The 20,774-nt window shown below is 60.3% G+C and carries 15 protein-coding genes; 9 read left to right on the forward strand and 6 right to left on the reverse strand.

Annotation, left to right across the window (positions count from 1 at the left end; translation table 11 throughout):
• Nucleotides 1-48 precede the first annotated feature (48 nt).
• A complete protein-coding gene (locus tag OKC44_RS18735; RefSeq protein WP_270814543.1) occupies nt 49-2,307 on the reverse strand; it encodes a patatin-like phospholipase family protein in 2,259 nt (752 codons plus the stop codon).
• Nucleotides 2,308-2,544: 237 nt separating this feature from the next.
• On the opposite strand from OKC44_RS18735, the gene OKC44_RS18740 reads away from it, so the two are divergent.
• From OKC44_RS18740 to OKC44_RS18750, 3 genes are all read left to right on the forward strand, one after another.
• Nucleotides 2,545-4,452, forward strand: coding sequence for a methyl-accepting chemotaxis protein (locus OKC44_RS18740; RefSeq protein WP_041216960.1), 1,908 nt, complete (start codon nt 2,545-2,547; stop codon nt 4,450-4,452).
• A 133-nt stretch (nt 4,453-4,585) separates the two neighbouring features.
• A complete protein-coding gene (locus OKC44_RS18745; protein WP_201975711.1) occupies nt 4,586-6,232 on the forward strand; it encodes a methyl-accepting chemotaxis protein in 1,647 nt (548 codons plus the stop codon).
• A 143-nt stretch (nt 6,233-6,375) separates the two neighbouring features.
• On the forward strand, nt 6,376-6,558 hold the full coding sequence (locus OKC44_RS18750) for a hypothetical protein (RefSeq protein WP_011707560.1): 183 nt from the start codon (nt 6,376-6,378) through the stop codon (nt 6,556-6,558).
• Nucleotides 6,559-6,625: 67 nt separating this feature from the next.
• On the opposite strand, the gene lpdA is transcribed toward OKC44_RS18750, so the two are convergent.
• The 5 genes from lpdA to ampD all read right to left on the reverse strand — a co-directional run bounded on the left by lpdA (nt 6,626) and on the right by ampD (nt 14,570).
• Nucleotides 6,626-8,053, reverse strand: a complete 1,428-nt coding sequence (lpdA, locus tag OKC44_RS18755; protein ID WP_017409445.1) for a dihydrolipoyl dehydrogenase — start codon at nt 8,051-8,053, stop codon at nt 6,626-6,628.
• 149 nt (nt 8,054-8,202) lie between these two features.
• Entirely contained in the window at nt 8,203-10,104 is a 1,902-nt protein-coding gene (gene aceF, locus OKC44_RS18760; protein WP_270814547.1) for a pyruvate dehydrogenase complex dihydrolipoyllysine-residue acetyltransferase, read from the reverse strand.
• Between the two features lie 113 nt (nt 10,105-10,217).
• Nucleotides 10,218-12,878 carry a pyruvate dehydrogenase (acetyl-transferring), homodimeric type gene (gene aceE, locus OKC44_RS18765; RefSeq protein ID WP_011707563.1) on the reverse strand — a complete coding sequence of 887 codons (2,661 nt, stop codon included), beginning with the start codon at nt 12,876-12,878 and terminating at the stop codon, nt 10,218-10,220.
• A 79-nt stretch (nt 12,879-12,957) separates the two neighbouring features.
• Nucleotides 12,958-13,722: a pyruvate dehydrogenase complex transcriptional repressor PdhR gene (gene pdhR, locus OKC44_RS18770; protein WP_011707564.1), complete on the reverse strand. Its 765-nt coding sequence runs from the start codon at nt 13,720-13,722 to the stop codon at nt 12,958-12,960.
• A gap of 275 nt (nt 13,723-13,997) precedes the next feature.
• Complete coding sequence (gene ampD / locus OKC44_RS18775) at nt 13,998-14,570, reverse strand: 1,6-anhydro-N-acetylmuramyl-L-alanine amidase AmpD (protein ID WP_124251318.1); 573 nt, start codon at nt 14,568-14,570, stop codon at nt 13,998-14,000.
• A 147-nt stretch (nt 14,571-14,717) separates the two neighbouring features.
• On the opposite strand from ampD, the gene OKC44_RS18780 reads away from it, so the two are divergent.
• The 6 genes from OKC44_RS18780 (at nt 14,718) to OKC44_RS18805 (ending at nt 20,770) form a co-directional block, all read left to right on the forward strand.
• The gene (locus tag OKC44_RS18780) at nt 14,718-15,188 is read left to right on the forward strand and encodes a retropepsin-like aspartic protease family protein (RefSeq protein ID WP_270814552.1); all 471 of its coding nucleotides are present in this window, start codon (nt 14,718-14,720) and stop codon (nt 15,186-15,188) included.
• 5 nt (nt 15,189-15,193) lie between these two features.
• The gene (gene nadC, locus OKC44_RS18785) at nt 15,194-16,051 is read left to right on the forward strand and encodes a carboxylating nicotinate-nucleotide diphosphorylase (RefSeq protein ID WP_270814554.1); all 858 of its coding nucleotides are present in this window, start codon (nt 15,194-15,196) and stop codon (nt 16,049-16,051) included.
• A 322-nt stretch (nt 16,052-16,373) separates the two neighbouring features.
• Nucleotides 16,374-16,805 carry a pilin gene (locus tag OKC44_RS18790; protein WP_041216993.1) on the forward strand — a complete coding sequence of 144 codons (432 nt, stop codon included), beginning with the start codon at nt 16,374-16,376 and terminating at the stop codon, nt 16,803-16,805.
• 6 nt (nt 16,806-16,811) lie between these two features.
• A complete protein-coding gene (gene tapB / locus OKC44_RS18795) occupies nt 16,812-18,518 on the forward strand; it encodes a PilB family type IVa pilus assembly ATPase TapB (protein WP_270814558.1) in 1,707 nt (568 codons plus the stop codon).
• A 115-nt stretch (nt 18,519-18,633) separates the two neighbouring features.
• On the forward strand, nt 18,634-19,875 hold the full coding sequence (locus tag OKC44_RS18800; protein WP_270814560.1) for a type II secretion system F family protein: 1,242 nt from the start codon (nt 18,634-18,636) through the stop codon (nt 19,873-19,875).
• A gap of 22 nt (nt 19,876-19,897) precedes the next feature.
• Nucleotides 19,898-20,770, forward strand: a complete 873-nt coding sequence (locus tag OKC44_RS18805) for a prepilin peptidase (protein WP_270814561.1) — start codon at nt 19,898-19,900, stop codon at nt 20,768-20,770.
• Nucleotides 20,771-20,774: the final 4 nt, after the last annotated feature.

The following is a 20,774-nucleotide window of genomic DNA, read 5'->3' on the forward strand; positions in this document are numbered from 1 at the left end:
ATAAATGGCACACCAGAAATAAGTTAACAAAAAGGCATCATTTGGCCGTTATTCGAATGTGCTGCCCAATTGCAGATAGAACATGTCGTTGCCCCCCTCCGCCATGCCGTAGCCGAGGAAGATGGGGCCGAGGAAGCTCTCCACCCCCACGTAGACGGAGCCGGCGGTGAAGGAGCTCTCCATGCTGATGTCTTCACCCTTGTCCCACACCCCGCCCTGCTCGAGGGAGCCGCCCAGATAGAGCGGCGCCCGCAGCGCGCCGAAGTCGTTGTCCGCCACCCGGTAGATGTAGCGCAGCCCGCCAAACAGGCTGTAGCGGCCGCTCAGCTGATAGCGCTGGAAGCCCGACATGCGGAACAAGCCGCCCAGATCCTGCACGAACAGCGGCAGCTCTTCCTGCGAAGTGGAGCCCCCGCCCTCCAGCAACAGGTTCAGGCTGTGTCTGTCCCAGGACCAGGGTTTGACCATCGCCAGGTGGTAGTTGACCCCCTCATAGCGATCATCTATGTCATCGTTATTATCCAGCCGGACGGCGGAGTACCCCCCCTTGATGTCCCAGTAGGCACCCTGATAGGGGAAGTAGCGGCTGTCGAGGGTATCGTGCTCGAAGCGGACATAGGGGCCCCAGGAGGAGGCATCCACCTTGGCATTCGCTACGTTGCGCACGTCGATGTCGCCTACCTTCCCCTCCAACCCGAGCGAGAGGCGGCTCCAGGGCTGGCGATTCCAGCCTACCGCCAGATCGACGTTGGTGAAGTTGTACTCGGAGTCGACATAGCTCACCCCATCCGCCGCCCGCGTCTCCTCGGGAATGAAGATGCGACGCTGGGTCTTGTCATAGGCCAGGCTCGCCTCGCCGAAAAAGGTCTGGGAGGGTTCCAGCGGGGTGTAGAAGTCGGTCTTGAAGTGCTTGGCGGTGCCGAGCGATGCCTCGGTCAGCCACTCTGCGCCCCAGTCGTTGACGTTGGTGAGGGTGTAGGACATGCCCACGTTGTAGTTGGAGCTGCTCTCGAAGTCATCGGAGAAGCCGAACTGGAAGTTGAGGTAGCCCGGCCCCCAGTTCTTCTCGCTGGCGTTGACCACCAGCACGTTCTCGCCGCCCCGCTCCTCCACCTCGTAGGTGATGCGATCGAACGACTCCAGCGCATAGAGCCGGCGAATGCCCGCCTCCAGGCTCTCGTTGGTCTGGATCTTGTCGGGCCGCACCTTCAGCATGGCGCGCACCGTCTCGTCGGAGAGACGGGACTTGTTGATGATCTCCACCTTGTCGATGTAGTAGGCGGGCTGGCCGCTGCGCTCGGCGCGCCGGCTCAGCTTCTGGTTGCGATAGGCGGTATAGGCGGCGGGCGACAGAGAGAGCGCATCCAGCTGGGCCGAGGCGCGGTTGGCCACCTGCTCCCCGAGCTTGATCCCCTCCGGCATCAGGGCGAAGTCGGCGATGCCCATGTTGCCAAACTCAGGCGTCAGCAATACGTCCCTGGGCCCCATCAGCGCCTTCTGTTTCTCGGTACCGACCTGGGTCATGTAGGTGGTGAGCTGATCGATCATGGCCAGCCCCGACTTCAAGGACTCGCGGGTGCGCAGCTTGGCGCTGATGTCCACCGCGATCACCACGTCAGCCCCCATCGCCTTGGCCACATCCACCGGCATGTTGTTGACGGTGCCGCCATCGGCCAGGATGTGTCCCTCCCACTCCACCGGCTTGAGGGCGCCGGGAATGGACATGGACGCCTGCATCGCCTTGGCGAGGCTGCCGTGGTCCAGCACGAAGGGGGTCACCGTCTCCATGTCGGTCGCCATGGCGCGATAGGGAATGGGCAGATCATCGAAGCTCTTCTGCACCGGCAGGTTGGAAGTGGCGTGGCGCAGCAGGCTGGCCATGGACTGGCCCTGGAAGAAACCGTCTGGGAACTGGACCGAGTCGCCATTGATCCCGATGTCGGTACGCAGCTGATACTGCTCGCTCTGCTGCTTCTTGCGCAGGGAGAGCTCGTCACGCCCCACCTTGTCCTGGTAGCCCTTGTTCCAGTCGATGGCCAGGGTGGTGCGCTCCACCTCTTCGGCGCTGAGCCCCATGGCGTACATGCCCGCCACGTAGGAACCCATGCTGGTGCCCACTATGATGTCGACCGGGATGCGCTTCTCTTCCAGCACCTTGAGGATGCCGATGTGGGCCGCCCCCTTGGCGCCGCCGCCGCTGAGCACCAGGGCAATTTTGGGCCGCTCGGACTGGGCCGCTGCCATCAGCGGCAGACAGGCCAGCAATATCAGGAACAGGGGGTTCCATCCTCGACGAAAGATGCGCATATGATTTTCCATTGAATCCAGGGCGAGCCAGCTAGGCAGTGAAGCCTACTATAAGGGGCGGCCGGCGAACCGCAACAGTTCGCAGGGGATATCGGCACGCATTGCGACGCTGGCCGCCCATGCGGCGATGTGAGCGCAAACGTAATCCGTCAATAAAGTGGGTCGGCCTATCAAGGGTGACGCCGGGCTGCCGCTAATATGTCCTCAATCCCGTGTTCACACACCCGAGTCACTCCTATGCTTGCAAGCCTGACACTCAAACAGAAAATCCTGGCCACGGTCACCCTGGCCGTGGTGCTCTCCTGCCTGCTGGTAGGCTACTTCAGCCAGCGCTCGGCGCAGCAGCTGATCGAAAGCCGCATGTTCGAGCAGGAGCTGCCCAACCTGACCCAACGCATCGGCAAGGAGATCGAGAAGGATCTCACCTCGGTCGCCGGCGCCGCCAGACAACTGGCCAACGATCGCTTCGTGCTGGACTGGGTGGCCCGCGGCATGCCCAAGGAGCAGGAGTCGATCCTGATCGACCAGCTCAAAGACATGGCAGCCCAGTACGGGCTGGTCACCGCCTCTTTCGCCGATCGCCAGAGCGCCGCCTACTACAACCAGGATGGCTTCCTGCGCAACCTCACCCCGGAGCAGGATGCCTGGTTCTATGGCTACACCAAGAGCCAGCAAGACCTGATGCTCAGCATCTTTCGCGAGAGCAACGGCGAGGTGAAGCTGTTCGTCAACTTCCAGCAGCTCAATGGCCGCGGCCTCGCCGGCCTCGCCAAGTCCCTCGACAGCATGGTCAGCATGCTCGCCAACTTCCGTATCGGCGACAGCGGCTTCGTGTTTATGACCGACGGCAGCGGCAAGGTGAAACTGCACCCAGACGCCAGCCGCATCGACCGTGACAGCCTGGCCCAGCTGGCAAGCGGTAGCGGCAACCTGCTGAACAAGCAGCCCTTTGCCGCCACCCACGCCGAGATCGACGGCCAGCCGGTGGTGCTGGCCAGCAGCTACATTCCCCTGCTCGACTGGTATCTGGTGGCCCAGGTGCCGGAAGCGGAGATCTATGCCGAGCTGGACCGGGCCCGCCTGCACATCCTGCTGGTGAGCCTGGCCATCGCCGCTGGCATGGGGCTGCTCGGCATGCTGCTGGCCGGCTCGGTCAGCCGCCCGCTCAACCAGCTGGCCCGCCTGTTCCGCGAACTCGGCAGCGGCGACGGCGATCTGACCCAGCGCCTCAAGGTGGAGGGGCGGGATGAACTGGCCCAGGTGGCCACCGGCTTCAACAACTTCGTCGCCAAGATCCACGGCTCCATCGAGCAGGTGGCGAGCAACTCCCGCCAGCTCGCCGCCACCGCCAACGAGGTGGCCGCCAAGGCCCAGCTGACCCAGCACAACTGTACCGCCCAGCGGGATCGCACCGTGCAGGTAGCCACCGCCATCCACGAGATGGGCGCCACCGTGAGTGAAATCGCCGGCAATGCCTCACTGGCGGCCGATGTGGCCAAGCAGGCCAACGAACAGGCCGACGCCGGCGCCCTGGTGGTAGCCCAGGCCCGTCACGGTATCGTCGGCCTCTCCGGCGAGATTGAGCAGGTGGCCGGGGTGATCGAGTCGCTGGCCAGCCAGACCGACTCCATCGGCAGCATCCTCGACACCATCCGCAGCATCTCGGAGCAGACCAACCTGCTGGCGCTCAACGCCGCCATCGAGGCCGCCCGCGCCGGGGAGCAAGGGCGTGGCTTCGCGGTGGTGGCCGACGAGGTGCGCAACCTCGCCAGCCGCTCTGCCGCCTCCACCGCCGAGATCCAGGGCATGATCAACCGGCTGCAGGAGCAGAGCGCCCGCGCCGTCAGCGCCATGGCCCAGGGCCGCAACCAGAGTCTGGAAGTGGTGACCCAGGCTGACGAGGCCAACGGCGCCCTCGGCCAGATCACCGCCCACATCACCCAGATCAGCGACATGAACATCCAGGTCGCCACCGCCACCGAGGAGCAGTCCAGCGTAGTGGGCGAGATCAACCGCAACGTGGAAGACATCAACCAGCTCACCATGGAGACCGCCGACATCGCCCACCAGCTGACCGAGTCGAGCCGCAGCCTGCAGCACCTCTCCGGCGAACTGGACAAGCTGGTCGGCAACTTCCGGCTCTAAGACTTCTGACATCATAAGGGGCGCTATGGCGCCCCTTTTTGTTGGCCGTTTGTTAACAAAAACTCAAGTTGGCGCCAAATCCGTCGATTTATACTCTGATAATTCACATCGTCATGATCAGCGAGGAAAACCCATGCTAGAAGGTAAACTGACGCTCAAATTGCAGCTGATCCTGGCTGTCACCGTGCCCTGTCTCGCCCTGCTGCTGGTGGGCGGTGCCAGCCTCAAGAGCATGGGCACCATCCAGCAACAATCCACCGAGCTTTACCAGAACACCGCCACCCCCATGCGCGCCATGGCGGAGGTGGTGTCGCGCATTCCCCGCATGCGAGTCGGCATCGACATGATGCTGCTGCAGGATACCTCCCTCAAAGATGCGAAGGGGGTCATCACCCGGGTCAAGGAAAGCCGGGAGGAGGACATTCCTGAGATGCGTCAGGCCATGCAACAGGCCGTTACCGCCCAGACCGACCCCGCCGCCAAAGCCAATGCCCAGCAGCTGCTCAGCCAGTTCGAGGGAATGGCGAGCAACGAGCTGGCTCCCATGTTGCAGGCGCTGGAACAGGGCGACATGGAAGCGGCAAGGGGCATCTATCGGGATCGCTATACCGTCACCTACGGCGCCATGCGCAAGGATGCCAACGCCCTGCTCGACGGCCTGATCCAGCAGGCCCAGCAGCGCCATCAGCTCGGTGAACAGAGCTATGCCAGCGGGCGGCTGCAGATGATCAGCATCATCACCGGTGCCATCCTCATCTCGCTGCTGGTCTCGGTACTCATCCTGATGAACCTCAAGCGCCGGGTCGGCTTCCTGCAGCAGTACATCGGCTATGCCGCCGAACACCTGGCGCTGGATTCCCGTGCCCAGCTGAACGGCAATGACGAGCTGGCGGAGATCACGGTGAGCTTCAATCACTTCGTCAGCAAGATCCATAGCGCCATCGAGCAGGTGGCCCGCAACTCCCATCAGCTGGCCGCCACGGCCGACGAGGTGGCCGCCAAGGCCCAGCTGACCCAGCAGAACTGTACCGCCCAGCGCGACCGCACCGTGCAGGTGGCCACCGCCATCCACCAGATGGGCGCCACCGTCACCGAGATCGCCGGCAACGCCTCCCTCGCCGCAGAAGTGGCGAGACAGGCCAACGAACAGGCGGATGCGGGTGCCGGCGTGGTCGCCCAGGCGCGCCACGGCATCGTCGGTCTCTCCGACGAGATTGCACAGGTCGCCGGAGTGATCGAGTCGCTGGCGACCCAGACCGACTCCATCGGCAGCATTCTCGAAACCATCCGCAGCATCTCGGAGCAGACCAACCTGCTGGCACTCAACGCCGCCATCGAGGCCGCCCGCGCCGGTGAGCAGGGTCGCGGCTTCGCCGTGGTGGCCGACGAGGTGCGCAACCTCGCCAACCGCTCCGCCGCCTCCACCGCCGAGATCCAGGGCATGATCAACCGGTTGCAGGAACAGAGTGCCCGCGCCGTCAGTGCCATGACCCAGGGCCGCAGCCAGAGCCTCGCCGTCGTGACCCAGGCTGACGAGGCCAACGGCGCCCTCGGCCAGATAACCGCCCACATCACCCAGATCAACGACATGAACATCCAGGTCGCTACCGCCACCGAAGAGCAGTCGAGCGTGGTCGGCGAACTCAACCGCAACGTGGAGGACATCAACCAGCTCACCATGGAGACCGCCGACATTGCGCACCAGCTGACCGATGCCAGTCGTGGTCTACAGCAGCTCTCCGGCGAGCTGGACAAGCTGGTCGGCCACTTCCGCCTGTAGCCTCTGGCTACCTCGACACAACTTGCCAGAAGGCGCTGCGGCGCCCTCTGTCGCCACCACGGCAGGCCGTGACGCAGGGGCTTTGCGCCGCCTCCACCCGCCTCTGAAAATGCCCCATAATCAGGAAAATGAGAGGAGGAGTTATGGGCAAGCTGGTAGTGATGATCTTGCTGAGCGGTCTGCTCAGCGCCTGCAGCAGCGGGCCGGTGCGGGTGCACGGCGCCGACGTGAGCGTGGACGATACCCGGATCCGGGTCAGCGATGGGGATCGAGGGGGCTACGGCACCTTCTGTCCGCCTGGGCAGGCCAAGAAAGGGCGCTGCTAAACCGCCAGCAGACGCTGAAAAACAAAAAGCCGCTCGATTGAGCGGCTTTTTTACAGGCAGAAGCGAATTACTTCTTCTTCTTGGCCTTGGCGTTCGGCAGGTCGGTGATGGAGCCTTCGAACACTTCGGCAGCCAGACCCACGGACTCGTGCAGAGTCGGGTGAGCGTGGATGGTCAGCGCGATGTCTTCGGCGTCGGCACCCATCTCGATGGCCAGACCGATTTCACCCAGCAGTTCACCACCGTTGGTACCCACGATGGCACCACCGATGACGCGGCCGCTCTCCTTGTCGAAGATCAGCTTGGTCATGCCGTCGGAGCAGTCGGACGCGATGGCGCGACCGGAAGCAGCCCACGGGAAGGTGGCCACTTCGAAGTTCAGCCCTTGTTGCTTGGCTTCCTTCTCGGTCAGACCAACCCATGCCATCTCTGGCTCGGTGTAGGCAATGGACGGGATCACTTTCGGATCGAAGTAGTGCTTCTTGCCGGCGATGACTTCGGCAGCCACGTGGCCTTCGTGCACACCCTTGTGAGCCAGCATCGGCTGACCCACGATGTCACCGATGGCGTGGATGTGCGCCACGTTGGTACGCAGCTGCTTGTCCACCTCGATGAAACCGCGCTCGGTCACGGCAACGCCGGCCTTCTCGGCATCCAGCATCTTGCCGTTCGGCACACGACCTACGGCAACCAGCACGTTGTCGTAACGCACCGGCTCGGCCGGGGCGTGCTTGCCTTCGTAGGAAACGTACAGGCCATCTTCACGGGCTTCAACTGCGGTGACCTTGGTCTCCAGCATGATGTTGAACTTCTTGGCCACGCGCTTGGTGTAGATCTTGACGATATCTTTGTCGGCAGCCGGTACCAGCTGGTCGGCAAATTCCACCACGTCGATCTCGGAACCCAGGGAGGAGTACACGGTACCCATCTCCAGGCCGATGATGCCGCCACCGATAACCAGCAACTTGCCAGGAACGGTAGTCAGCTCCAGCGCATCGGTAGAGTCCCATACGCGCGGGTCGTCATGCGGGATGAACGGCAGCTTCACCGGGCGGGAACCGGCAGCGATGATGGCGTTGTCGAAGGTCACGGTGGTCTTGCCGTCGGCACCTTCCACTTCCAGAGTATTCGGGCCGGTGAATTTACCGAAGCCGTTAACAACCTGTACTTTACGCATCTTGGCCATGCCAGCCAGACCGCCGGTCAGCTGGTTGATGACTTTCTCTTTCCACAGACGGATCTTGTCGATGTCGGTCTGCGGGGCACCGAAGACGATGCCGTGCTCGGCCAGCGCCTTGGCTTCTTCAATGACTTTGGCGACGTGCAGCAGCGCCTTGGACGGGATGCAACCCACGTTCAGGCAGACGCCACCCAGGGTGGAGTAACGCTCGACGATAATAGTATCCAGACCCAGATCGGCTGCACGGAAGGCAGCGGAATAACCGGCAGGGCCAGCACCCAGTACTACGACCTGGGTTTTGATTTCTTTACTCATCATGACCTCTTTGTCGTTCTTATATCCCCGGACAGCGCAGTCTTAAACCAGAACGAGGCGGCTGCAGCCGTGAAAAAAACGGGGCAAGTTTACAATCCTGTTAACGAAATGAGAAGTAAAAAGGGCAGGCTCTGGGCCCGCCCTCTCACTTACAGGACCAGTCGACGAATGTCGGACAGCACGCCGTTCATGGTGGTGATGAAGCGAGCCCCATCGGCACCATCGATGACGCGGTGGTCGTAGCTCAGAGCCAGCGGCAGCATCAGGCGCGGCGCGAACTCTTTACCGTTCCACTTCGGCTTCATCTCGGACTTGGAGACGCCCAGGATGGCCACTTCTGGCGCGTTGACGATCGGGGTAAAGCTGGTACCGCCGATGCCACCCAGGCTGGAGATGGTGAAGCAACCGCCCTGCATGTCGGCAGCGGTCAGCTTGCCGGCACGGGCCTTCTTGGAGATCTCGGCCAGATCGCGAGACAGCTCCATGATGCCCTTCTTGTTGACGTCGCGCACCACGGGCACAACCAGGCCGTTGGGGGTATCCACCGCCACACCGATATGGATGTACTTCTTCATGATCAGCTTGCTGCCATCTTCGGACAGGGAGCTGCAGAAGCGCGGATGGGCTTCCAGCGCCTTGGCGGCGGCTTTCAGGATGAACACCAGCGGGGTGATCTTCACGTCAGCCTTCTGCTTCTCGAGCATCGCGTTCTGCTCTTTGCGGAACGCTTCCAGCTCGGTGGTATCGGCTTCGTCGAACTGGGTGACATGGGGGATCATGACCCAGTTGCGGTGCAGGTTCGGACCGGAGATCTTCTGGATGCGGGTCAGATCGACCTCTTCCACATCACCGAACTTGCTGAAATCGACCTTCGGCCACGCCAGCACACTCATGCCGTTACCGTTGCCAGTACCGGTACCTGCAGCTGGAGCGGACTCGGCGCGCTTGACCGCATCCTTCACGTAGGCTTGCACGTCTTCTTTGACGATGCGGCCCTTGCGACCGGAGGCTTTCACCTTGGCCAGGTTGACACCGAACTCACGAGCCAGACGGCGCACGGCCGGAGAGGCGTGCACGTAGGCATCGTTGGCAACGAAGTCGGAGGCAGCAGCAGCCTGAGCAACCGGAGCCGGAGCTGCGGCAACAGGGGCAGCAGCGACCGGGGCGGCAGCCTGAGCAACCGGGGCAGCTACGGCGGCCGGAGCAGCACCAGCCACTTCGAATACCATGATCAGGGAACCGGTGGAGACCTTGTCACCCGCCTTCACCTTGATCTCTTTGACCACACCGGCGAACGGCGCAGGCACTTCCATGGAGGCCTTGTCACCTTCCACGGCGATCAGGGACTGGTCGGCTTCAACCTTGTCACCCACGGCGACCATGATCTCGGTGACTTCGACTTCGTCGCCACCGATATCCGGTACATTGACCTCTTTGGCAGCGGCGGCAACCGGGGCAGCAGCCACGGGAGCGGCAGCCTGGGCCGGAGCAGCAGCAACGGCAGGAGCGGCGCCAGCCACTTCAAAGACCATCACCAGGGAACCGGTAGAGACCTTGGCACCGGCGGCGACCTTGATCTCGACCACGCGGCCCGCGAACGGTGCCGGTACTTCCATGGAGGCCTTGTCACCTTCCACGGCGATGATGGACTGGTCGGCTTCAACCATGTCGCCCACGGCAACCATGATCTCGGTCACGTCCACTTCGTCGTCACCGATGTCCGGCACGTGCACGTCTTTGCGAGCGGCAGCAGTAGGAGCGGCGGCCGGTGCGGCTGCAACCGGGGCAGCGGCCTGAACCGGCGCAGGTGCGGCAGCACCTTCGGCTTCGAAGATCATAATCTGGGAACCGGTGGCAACCTTGTCACCCACCTTGATCAGGATCTCTTTGACGATACCGGCGGACGGGGCCGGTACTTCCATGGAGGCCTTGTCGCCTTCTACCGCGATGATGGACTGATCGAGTTCGACCTTGTCACCCACGGCCACCATGATCTCGGTGACTTCAACTTCATCGGCGCCGATATCCGGCACCATAATCTGTTTGGACATTGTGCTTTATCCTCTTGCGTGCATCCGCGTGACCGACTGCTGTCACGCGTCTCTCGCGTTAACCTTTGCAAGGTCGTGCCGGGCAGCGAGTCCCGGCACGACACTTGATCCTCTTACGCGTACAGCGGGTTGACCTTGTCGGCATCGATGCCGTACTTGGCGATGGCGTCAGCCACAACCTGCTTGTCTACCTCGCCGCGCTTGGCCAGTTCGGTCAGGGCAGCAACCACCACGTAGAATTCGTTCACTTCGAAGTGACGACGCAGGTTGGCACGGCTGTCGGAACGGCCGTAACCGTCGGTACCCAGCACGCGGTAGTTCTCAGTCGGTACGAAGGCACGCACCTGATCGGCGAAGGACTTCATGTAGTCGGTCGCGGCGATGGTGGCTTCAGAACCCAGTACCTGAGCGATGTACGGTACGCGAGCATCTGCATTCGGGTGCAGCATGTTCCAGCGATCCGCATCCTGACCGTCACGAGCCAGCTCGTTGAAGGAGGTGACGCTGAACACATCGGAGCCGATGCCGTACTCGCTGGCCAGGATCTGGGCGGCGGTGCGCACGTGACCCAGGATGGAACCACAACCAAGCAGCTGTACCTTGGCCTTGGTGCCGGCCACGGTTTCCAGCTTGTAGATACCCTTGCGGATGCCTTCCTCGGCGCCTTCCGGCATGGCCGGCATGGCGTAGTTCTCGTTCAGGGTGGTGATGTAGTAGAAGACGTTCTCCGGCTTCTCACCGTACATGCGACGCAGACCGTCCTGTACGATCACCGCTACTTCATAGGCGTAGGACGGGTCGTAGGAGACGCAGTTCGGGATGGTGTTGGCCAGGATGTGGCTGTGACCATCTTCGTGCTGCAGACCTTCGCCGTTCAGGGTAGTACGACCGGAGGTCGCACCCAGCAGGAAGCCACGGGCTTGCTGGTCACCGGCTGCCCACGCCATGTCGCCGATCCGCTGGAAGCCGAACATGGAGTAGTAGATGTAGAACGGGATCATCGGGCAATCGTTGGTGCTGTAAGAGGTCGCAGCAGCCAGCCAGGAGGACATGGCGCCCAGCTCGTTGATGCCGTCTTGCAGAACCTGACCCTGCTTGTCTTCCTTGTAGTAGGAGACGATGTCGCGGTCTTGCGGGGTGTACTGCTGACCGTGCGGGCTGTAGATACCGATCTGGCGGAACAGACCTTCCATACCGAAGGTACGGGCTTCGTCAGCCAGGATCGGGACGATGCGCTTGCCGATGGACTTGTCTTTCAGCATCACGTTCAGGGAACGCACGAACGCCATGGTGGTGGAGATCTCGCGCGCCTGTTCACCCAGCAGCGGACCAAAAGCATCCAGCGCAGGGATTTCCAGCTTGGTGGTGCTCTCGCGCAGACGGGTCGGTACATAGCCCTTCAGCGCGGCACGGCGGGCGTGCAGGTATTTGTGCTCTTCGGTACCTTCTTCGATCTTCAGGTACGGCAGGGTTTCCAGCTGCTCGTCGGTGACCGGCAGGTTGAAACGATCGCGCAGGTGACGCACGGAGCCCAGATCCATCTTCTTGACCTGGTGAGCGATGTTCTTGCCTTCGGCCGCTTCACCCATGCCGTAACCCTTGATGGTCTTGGCCAGGATCACGGTCGGCTTGCCCTTGGTCGCCGCAGCCTTGGAGAAGGCGGCAAACAGTTTGCGAGGATCGTGACCACCGCGGTTCAGGGCGAAGATCTCCTCGTCGGTCATGTCTTTGACCAGCGCGGCGGTTTCCGGGTAACGGTTGAAGAAATGCTCACGCACGTAGCCGCCATCACGGGACTTCATGGTCTGGTAGTCACCGTCCACGGTCTCGTTCATCAGCTGGATCAGCTTGCCGGAAGTGTCTTTCTTCAGCAGCTCATCCCACTTGCGACCCCAGATCACCTTGGTGACATCCCAGCCGGCGCCGGAGAACAGGCCTTCCAGCTCGTTGATGACCTTGCCGTTGCCGACAACCGGACCATCCAGACGCTGCAGGTTGCAGTTGACCACGAACACCAGGTTGTCGAGCTTTTCACGCACGGCAACGGTCAGGGCGCCCTTGGCTTCCGGCTCGTCCATCTCGCCATCACCCAGGAAGGCGTAAACGGTCTGCTCGGAGCAATCCTTGATGCCACGGTCGGTCAGGTACTTCAGGAAGCGAGCCTGATAGATGGCGGCGATGGGGCCCAGACCCATGGAGACGGTCGGGAACTGCCAGAAGTCCGGCATCAGTTTCGGGTGCGGGTAGGAAGGGATACCCTTGCCATCCACTTCCTGACGGAAGTTGTCCAGCTGCTCTTCGGTCAGACGACCTTCGGCGAAGGCACGGGCATAGATACCCGGGGAGATGTGACCCTGGAAGTAGACCAGGTCACCACCGTCCTTCTCGCTGCGAGCGCGGAAGAAGTGGTTGTAGCAGACTTCGTAGATGGTCGCGGAAGAAGCGAAGGAAGACATGTGACCACCCAGGTCCAGGTCTTTCTTGGAAGCGCGCAGCACGATCATCATGGCGTTCCAGCGGATGATAGCGCGAATGCGGCGCTCCATCTCCAGGTCGCCCGGGTAGTCCGGCTCTTCGCTGGACGGGATGGTGTTGATGTAATCGCGGTTTGCCTTGGCAGCCACGTCCACACCGCTTGCGCGGGCTTTCTCGGCCAACTGTTCAAGGATGAACTGAGCGCGTTGGGGACCCTCTTCACGCAGCAGGGATTCCAGAGAGGCAAGCCACTCCAGCGTTTCTATCGGGTCCACATCGTTCTTCAGGATATCAGACATGGCTGGTTCCTATTTTGTTGTGATTGCACGGCATTGCACGGCGAAGGGCGCAAGCATTCGACAATAAAGCCTTGTGGGATTAGTTTTCCTGCTGACGGATCCGACGCATGGATCGCTGGATCCGGCTGTCTTCCCTCTGCATATCCAACAAGGTGTCCTCGATAAAGGCCAGGTGCTCATGACAAGCTGCCCTGGCCCGCTCCGGAGCCCCCGACAGGATAGCCTCGATCAGATGCGCGCGATGGCGACGGATCTTGGCGACCACTCCCGGACGGCGATTCAGAATTTCGTTATTGCGTAAAATGTTCTGCTCAAGCATGGGGCCCATGGCCCGCAGCAGATGCAACAGCACCACGTTGTGGGACGCCTCGGCCACCGCCAGATAGAACTGGGTGACGGCAGCGGATTCGCTGACCAGCGAGCCTTGCTGGCCGGCCTCCTCGATGGCGGACTGCACTTGACGGATGCGCTCGAAATCGGCGTCCGTACCCCGTAACGCAGCATAGTAGGCACAGATGCCTTCCAGTGCGTGGCGAAACTCCAGCAGGTCATACTGGGCTTCCGGGTGAGTGCTGAGCAGCTCGAACAGGGGATCGGCGATCCCTTTGCTCAAGGCGTTTTGTACGTAAGTGCCGCCGCCCTGACGACGATACAAGAGTCCTCTTGCCTCGAGGCGCTGGATGGCTTCGCGCAGCGAGGGGCGCGACACCTGAAACTGGATGGCCAGTTCCCGCTCGGGCGGCAACTTCTGGCCCGGCTGCAAACTGCCTTCCAGAATCATCTGTTCCAGCTCGGCGACAATGGCGTCGGCCAACTTGGGTTGAGTAATCTTGAGATAGGGCATGAGGCTGCTTTGTTAAATTGGTATTACCAATTTCATGAATGGGGCGAAAATTAGCAGAGGGCATGGGAAAAGTCCACCCAAAAGATGATCTGAATCAAGAATCAACCTTGCCACTTAAGGGGTAAAGAGAGGGATTTATGATTTAGCTCATAGAAATTGGTCAGACCAATATTTTTGACATCGCTCACAGGCAACATTTGATCAACAGCCAGCAAAAATGGCCTGCCATAAAGGCAAGCCATTGTTTTAAAAACACAAACTTATTTTTAGAATAATTACTTAAAGTTGAGTGCCTGACGGTAGCGCGGCCATTCGAAACTGTCACCCGGATCCGTCTTGCGCCCCGGCGCTATGTCGCAATGGCCGACGATGCGATCCGCCGTAATAGCGGGGTAATGGCTAGACAAGGTTCGGCTGAGCCCGACCAATGCCTCGTATTGTGCATCCGTGTAGGGCTGCTCATCGGTCCCTTCCAGCTCGATCCCGATAGAAAAGTCGTTGCACGCCTCTCGTCCTTGCCAGCTCGATACCCCCGCATGCCAGGCTCTGGCACCAAACGGCACATATTGCACCAGCTCACCGTCGCGCCGGATCAGGCAATGTGCCGAGACCCGCAGCTGATGGATACCGGCAAAATAGGGGTGAGCATCGGGATCGAGCCGCCCAAGGAAAAGATCATCGATGAAGGGACCGCCAAACTCGCCAGGCGGCAGGCTAATACCATGCACCACCAGCAGGGAGATATCGCTCGGAGTAGCCCGCTCGTTGTGGTGTGGTGATGGCACCTTGCGGGCTTGCTCACACCAACCGTCTGAATCAATGGAAAAAACTATTTTAGGCTGAGTCATTGTCTACTCGCTCTGCAATGGGATGGCGCATCTGGCAACACTGGACGGGCAACAAGGCGATCCACCTCTCAGGCTCATCGCAGTCACCTCATGACAACGGGCAACTGTGGTAGGCTGAGCCATCTTCCGCTCGACTCAGGAAAGGATATGCACCCGATGGCACGCCGCTTCTGGTTGCTGGCCTGGCTCTCCCTGATGGGATTGCTGACCCTCTATTTTCATGCCCGCGAACAACCATCAGTCACCGCCAGCGGCGACCTGCTGCTCAAGGCCGATGCCAGCGGCCACTATCGTCTGGAGGGTGCCATCAACGGTCAGCCGGTGCAACTGCTGCTCGATACCGGTGCGACGCGCATTACCGTGCCACAACAGCTCGCCGAGCGGCTTGGCCTGACCGCCCGCGGCAGCAGTCAGGTGAATACGGCAGCCGGCTTTATCCGGGTCGGCAACGGCACCATCGAAACGCTGGCGATGGGACCACTGACCTTGTACGATCTGGCCATCTTCATCAATCCGGCAGCGGCTGGCGACGAGGTGCTGGTAGGCATGAACGCCCTCGGCCGGCTGGAGCTGGTTCAAAAGGAGCGGCAGTTGCTGCTCAGACCTTTGCAGGAATAAAAGGCATGCTACAACAGGACATCCGCCGCGCCGTGCGCGCCGCGCTACTCGAAGACTTGGGCGATGCCCTCACCCCGTTGGATCAACCCGATGCCAGCGCCGACATCACGGCCCAGCTGATCCCGGCGGATCGCCTCGCCAGCGCCAGGGTCATCACCCGCGAGGGGGGCGTATTTTGCGGCCAGCCCTGGGTCGATGAGGTGTTTGTCCAGCTTGGTGGCGAAGTCAGAGTTGAATGGCTGGTACAAGATGGCGAAGTGCTCTCCCCCAATCAGGAACTGTTTCGCCTGCACGGCCCGGCCCGCGTGTTGCTGACCGGTGAGCGCAATGCCCTCAACTTCGTGCAGACCCTCTCCGGAGTGGCCTCTCTTACCGCTCGCTACGTGGCCGAGCTGGCAGATACCGATTGTCGGCTGCTCGATACCCGCAAGACCCTGCCGGGACTGCGCAGCGCCCAGAAGTACGCTGTCACCTGCGGCGGTGGCAAGAATCACAGGATCGGCCTGTTCGACGCTTACCTCATCAAGGAGAACCACATTCTCGCCTGTGGCGGCATTGCTGAAGCCATCAGCGAAGCGCGCCGTCTCAACCCGGGTAAACCGGTAGAGGTGGAAGTAGAATCTCTGGTCGAGCTGGAGCAGGCCTTGGCTGCCTGCGCTGACATAGTGATGCTGGATAACTTCGACATTCCCATGATGCGCGAGGCGGTTGCCCTCAATCAGGGCCGGGCCAAGCTGGAGGTATCTGGCAACGTCACGCTGGATACCCTGGCTGACTATGCCGCAACTGGAGTCGATTTTATCTCGGTCGGTGCACTGACCAAGCATGTCCGCGCTCTGGATCTCTCGATGCGATTCATCTAGCCGGAGAGGCATCATCATGCCCCCATCTTGTCGCTGACATATAACAAGATGAAGGACTTGCAAAAGGCGCCACGGGCGCCTTTTCTTTAAGGCAGGATCCCTCGGCAAAGGAGTGTGAGATGGACCCATCCCCGCCAGTAAAAAAGAGTCGATAGGGACTCTTCATCCATGATTTATATCAAAATTTTCGCAAATGACAGAAAGATTGTTAACAAAGACCCCGGCCTCTGTTGCCAAGTCAAACAGCTCGGATAAGATACTGACGTGTGGATAGTTTTCCACCGGCACTTCCCAGGAACCAAGGACAAAAAGGATATTTGAAATGAAGAAACAATCAGGCTTTACCCTTATCGAATTGATGATCGTGGTCGCGATCGTCGCCATTTTGGCGGCCATCGCGCTGCCGGCATATCAGACCTACACCAAAAAAGCGAAATTTACAGAAGTAGTTACCGCTACTGGCGCAGCAAAAACAGCAGTAGAGATTTGTAGCCAAGCAGGTAATGCCCCAGCGACATGCGTTACTACCGGGAATAATGCGGTGAGTGGCAGTGTTGCAACTGCCATAGTAAAAAGCGTAACTGTGTCTAGTTCAGGCAACCAAGGCTCTGCTGTATATAAGATCGAGGCTGAAGGAAATGCACCGGTTGATAAAACCTATATCCTACAAGGCACTGAAGAAAGTGGGAGAGTTAAATGGGAGTCAAATCCAAGCGGTTCTGTTGGCACCTGTGTTGCGGATGGAATTTGCTGAGTTAGCATGACCTCCAGCCCCAATAGCGGCCTGGCGTTAAGCCTGGCCGCCTCTTCCCTGCTCAGTGAGTCCGACTCACAACGCTATCTGAGCCAAGCCAAGGCACAGCGCAAACCTTTTGTGACCTTTCTGATCGAAAACGAAATCCTCGACAGCAAAGCATTGGCGGACTTCTGCGAGCTGGAGTATGGGGTACCTCTGCTGGATCTTGCCGCCTTCGACCTGGCCGAGATCCCGCAGAAATACCTCAATCAAAAGCTGATTGAAAAACATCACGTCCTGCCCATCTATACCCAAGGCCACACCCTCTATATCGCCATGTCAGACCCGACCAATGTGTCTGCACTGGAGGATTTTGGCTTCAGCTTCGGGTTGCATACCGAGGCGCTGCTGGTCGAGGAGAACAAACTCACCACAGCCATCGGCAAGCTGATGGAGAGCGATCAGGATGCCCTCGGCATGGAGGACATTGATGAATCCGAGATCTCCGAACTGGAAGTGTCTGACGAGGGGTCGCGGCTCGACGAGAGCGTCAATACGGCCGACGACGACGCGCCCATCGTCAAATACATCAACAAAATCATGATGGATGCCATCAAGCGCGGAGCCTCCGACCTCCACTTCGAACCCTATGAGACCAAATATCGTATCCGCTTTCGGATAGACGGGATCCTGCATGAAATAGCGACCCCACCGGTCAACCTGGCCAACCGCTTCTCCGCCCGCCTCAAGGTGATGGCACGGCTCGACATCGCTGAGCGGCGACTGCCCCAGGATGGTCGCATCAAGCTCAAGCTGTCGCGCAACAAGTCAATGGATATGCGGGTCAATACCCTGCCCACCATGTGGGGCGAAAAGATCGTTATCCGTTTGCTCGACTCCTCCGCGGCACGCCTCAACATTGAGCAGCTCGGTTTTGACGATCGGCAGAAAGCGCAATACCTGCGTGCCCTATCGAAGCCGCAAGGCATGATCCTGGTGACCGGCCCTACCGGTTCGGGCAAGACGGTTTCGCTCTATACCGGTCTCAACATTCTCAATACCACCGAGGTCAATATCTCCACCGCCGAAGATCCGGTGGAGATCAACCTGCCCGGCGTCAATCAGGTACAGGTCAATCCCAAGGCCGGGCTGACCTTCGCCAGCGCCCTGCGTTCTTTCTTGCGCCAAGACCCCGATGTGGTCATGGTAGGTGAAATCCGGGATCTGGAGACCGCTGAAATTGCCATCAAGGCCGCCCAGACCGGCCACCTAGTGCTATCCACCCTGCACACCAACTCGGCGGCTGAAACGCTGACCCGGATGATGAACATGGGGGTCCCCGCCTTCAATATCGCCTCCTCGGTCACCCTGATCATGGCTCAACGGCTGGCGCGTAAACTGTGCGATCACTGCAAAGTCCCCGAAGTGGTGCCCGAGGCTGAGCTGCTTGAGCTGGGTTTTACCCAGCAGCAGCTGGCCGCTGGCTTGCGGCTGTTCAAACCGGTTGGCTGCAAAGAGTGCTCGGGTGGGTACAAGGGCCGGGTCGGCATCTACGAAATCATGCTAATGTCTGAAAACATCGCAAAATTGATCATGCAGGGGGCCAACTCTCTGCAGATTGCCGCCATCGCCCAGAAAGAAGGCATGCGTACCTTGCGCACCTCCGGCCTCGAGAAGGCCCGCCTGGGGGTGACCAGTCTGGCGGAGATAAACCGGGTAACAACCAACTGACAGTGTCTTTCGCTCAGCCGATTCATCCAGGTGCCGCCGGCCCTGGCGATTTCCATCAGGCCGAGGCTGCTTCTCCTCATGACGAGCAACCCGAGCCCCATTGCAGGACGCAGTGATGGCAACGCTAACCCAGAAACAGAATGCCCCCAAAAAAGTCTTCGCCTTTCGCTGGAGCGGGGTGAATCGCAAGGGCCAAAAGGTCTCCGGCGAATTGCAGGCCGACAGCATCAACACGGTCAAGGCAGAGCTGCGCAAACAGGGTGTCAACGTCACCAAGGTGAGCAAGAAGAGCCAGGGGCTTTTCTCCAAGGGCGGCGCCAAGGTCAAGCCGATGGACATCGCCGTCGTCTCCCGCCAGCTCACCACCATGCTGTCAGCCGGCGTACCTCTGGTCCAGAGCCTGCAGATCATCGCTCGCAGCCACGAGAAGGCAGCCATGCGCGAGCTCATGGGCCAGATTGCCGCCGATGTGGAGACCGGTACGCCCATGTCGGAGGCGCTACGCCGCCATCCCCGTCACTTTGACGATCTCTACTGCGATCTGGTGGAGGCTGGTGAGCAGTCCGGCGCCCTGGAGACCATCTACGATCGCATCGCTACCTATCGCGAGAAATCGGAAGCCCTCAAGTCCAAGATCAAGAAAGCCATGTTCTACCCCACCATGGTTATCCTGGTGGCCATTGTCGTTACCTCCATCCTGCTGCTGTTCGTCATTCCCCAGTTCGAGGACATTTTCAAGAGTTTCGGCGCCGAGCTGCCCATCTTCACTAAGTTCGTTATCGGCATCTCCCGTTTCATGCAGAACTGGTGGTATGTGATCTTTGGCGGCATAGCGCTCGCCATCTTTCTCTACGTGCGCGCCTGGCGCGCCTCCCAGAAGGTCAAGGACAACACCGACAAGTTCATATTGACCATCCCCGTGGTCGGCATGATATTGCACAAGGCCGCCATGGCCCGCTTCGCCCGCACCCTCTCCACTACCTTCTCCGCCGGTATTCCACTGGTGGATGCCTTGGTTTCTGCAGCTGGCGCCTCCGGCAACTATGTCTACCGCACTGCCGTCATGGCCATTCGCAACGAGGTGGTGGCCGGCATGCAGATCAACGTGGCCATGCGCACCGTCGATCTGTTCCCGGACATGGTGATCCAGATGGTGATGATCGGCGAGGAGTCTGGCGCCATCGATGATATGCTCTCCAAGGTCGCCACCATCTTCGAGCAGGAGGTGGACGATCTGGTCGACGGCCTCACCAGCCTGCTGGAACCTCTCATCATGGTGGTGCTGGGGGTTCTGGTCGGCGGCATGGTGGTCGCCATGTATCTGCCCATCTTCAAACTGGGGTCGGTGATCCACTGATCCCCCATCAATCCGAGACTCAATGTTGCTGATCACTGACGTTTTTCACAGCCTGCCCTGGCTCTATTTCTCGCTGGTATTCCTCTTTTCCCTGATGATCGGCAGTTTTCTCAACGTGGTCATTCATCGCCTGCCCATCATGCTGGAGCGGGAGTGGCAGGCCGAGTATCTCGGCTATTTCAATCCGGAAATACAGCCGCAGCAGGAAGAGCGCTACAACCTGATGGTGCCGCGTTCTGCCTGTCCCCATTGCGGCCACGCCATCACGGCCATGGAGAACATCCCTCTGCTCAGCTGGCTCTGGCTCAAGGGGCGCTGCCGTGAATGCCAAGCCCCCATCTCGGCCCGTTATCCTCTGGTGGAACTGCTGACATCCCTGCTCTCGCTGGTCGTCGCCGCAACATTCCCACCGGGCTGGGGCTTGCTGGCCGCCCTGCTGCTCACCTGGGTACTGGTGGCACTCACTTTCATCGATCTGGACAAAATGCTGCTGCCTGACCAGCTGACCCTGCCACTGCTGTGGGGCGGCTTGCTGTTCAACCTGGCAGGGGGATTTGCACCGCTGGCCGATGCGGTGATCGGCGCCATGGCCGGCTATCTGGTACTCTGGAGCCTCTACTGGGCCTTCAAGCTGCTGACCGGCAAGGAAGGGATGGGCTATGGCGACTTCAAGCTGCTGGCGGCGCTGGGTGCCTGGCTCGGCTGGCAGGCACTGCCCATAGTGCTGCTGCTCTCGTCGCTGGTGGGCGCTTTCATCGGGATTGGTCTCATCCTGCTGCACAACCATCATCAGAACAAACCCATCCCCTTCGGCCCCTACCTGGCCATCGCCGGCTGGATCGCGCTGCTGTGGGGCGATACCATCACCCGCTGGTACCTCACGACGTTTCTCTGATCAA

Origin of the sequence: Aeromonas sp. S41-2 (assembly GCF_027705845.1) — a bacterium.
Lineage (GTDB): Bacteria > Pseudomonadota > Gammaproteobacteria > Enterobacterales > Aeromonadaceae > Aeromonas > Aeromonas hydrophila.

What these genes read in the sequence shown, in the direction of transcription:
- OKC44_RS18735 (WP_270814543.1), bottom strand. Translation starts at nt 2,307, where the DNA reads ATGCGCATCTTTCGTCGAGGATGGAACCCCCTGTTCCTGATATTGCTG.
- OKC44_RS18740 (WP_041216960.1), top strand. Translation starts at nt 2,545, where the DNA reads ATGCTTGCAAGCCTGACACTCAAACAGAAAATCCTGGCCACGGTCACC.
- OKC44_RS18745 (WP_201975711.1), top strand. Translation starts at nt 4,586, where the DNA reads ATGCTAGAAGGTAAACTGACGCTCAAATTGCAGCTGATCCTGGCTGTC.
- OKC44_RS18750 (WP_011707560.1), top strand. Translation starts at nt 6,376, where the DNA reads ATGGGCAAGCTGGTAGTGATGATCTTGCTGAGCGGTCTGCTCAGCGCC.
- lpdA (WP_017409445.1), bottom strand. Translation starts at nt 8,053, where the DNA reads ATGAGTAAAGAAATCAAAACCCAGGTCGTAGTACTGGGTGCTGGCCCT.
- aceF (WP_270814547.1), bottom strand. Translation starts at nt 10,104, where the DNA reads ATGTCCAAACAGATTATGGTGCCGGATATCGGCGCCGATGAAGTTGAA.
- aceE (WP_011707563.1), bottom strand. Translation starts at nt 12,878, where the DNA reads ATGTCTGATATCCTGAAGAACGATGTGGACCCGATAGAAACGCTGGAG.
- pdhR (WP_011707564.1), bottom strand. Translation starts at nt 13,722, where the DNA reads ATGCCCTATCTCAAGATTACTCAACCCAAGTTGGCCGACGCCATTGTC.
- ampD (WP_124251318.1), bottom strand. Translation starts at nt 14,570, where the DNA reads ATGACTCAGCCTAAAATAGTTTTTTCCATTGATTCAGACGGTTGGTGT.
- OKC44_RS18780 (WP_270814552.1), top strand. Translation starts at nt 14,718, where the DNA reads ATGCACCCGATGGCACGCCGCTTCTGGTTGCTGGCCTGGCTCTCCCTG.
- nadC (WP_270814554.1), top strand. Translation starts at nt 15,194, where the DNA reads ATGCTACAACAGGACATCCGCCGCGCCGTGCGCGCCGCGCTACTCGAA.
- OKC44_RS18790 (WP_041216993.1), top strand. Translation starts at nt 16,374, where the DNA reads ATGAAGAAACAATCAGGCTTTACCCTTATCGAATTGATGATCGTGGTC.
- tapB (WP_270814558.1), top strand. Translation starts at nt 16,812, where the DNA reads ATGACCTCCAGCCCCAATAGCGGCCTGGCGTTAAGCCTGGCCGCCTCT.
- OKC44_RS18800 (WP_270814560.1), top strand. Translation starts at nt 18,634, where the DNA reads ATGGCAACGCTAACCCAGAAACAGAATGCCCCCAAAAAAGTCTTCGCC.
- OKC44_RS18805 (WP_270814561.1), top strand. Translation starts at nt 19,898, where the DNA reads ATGTTGCTGATCACTGACGTTTTTCACAGCCTGCCCTGGCTCTATTTC.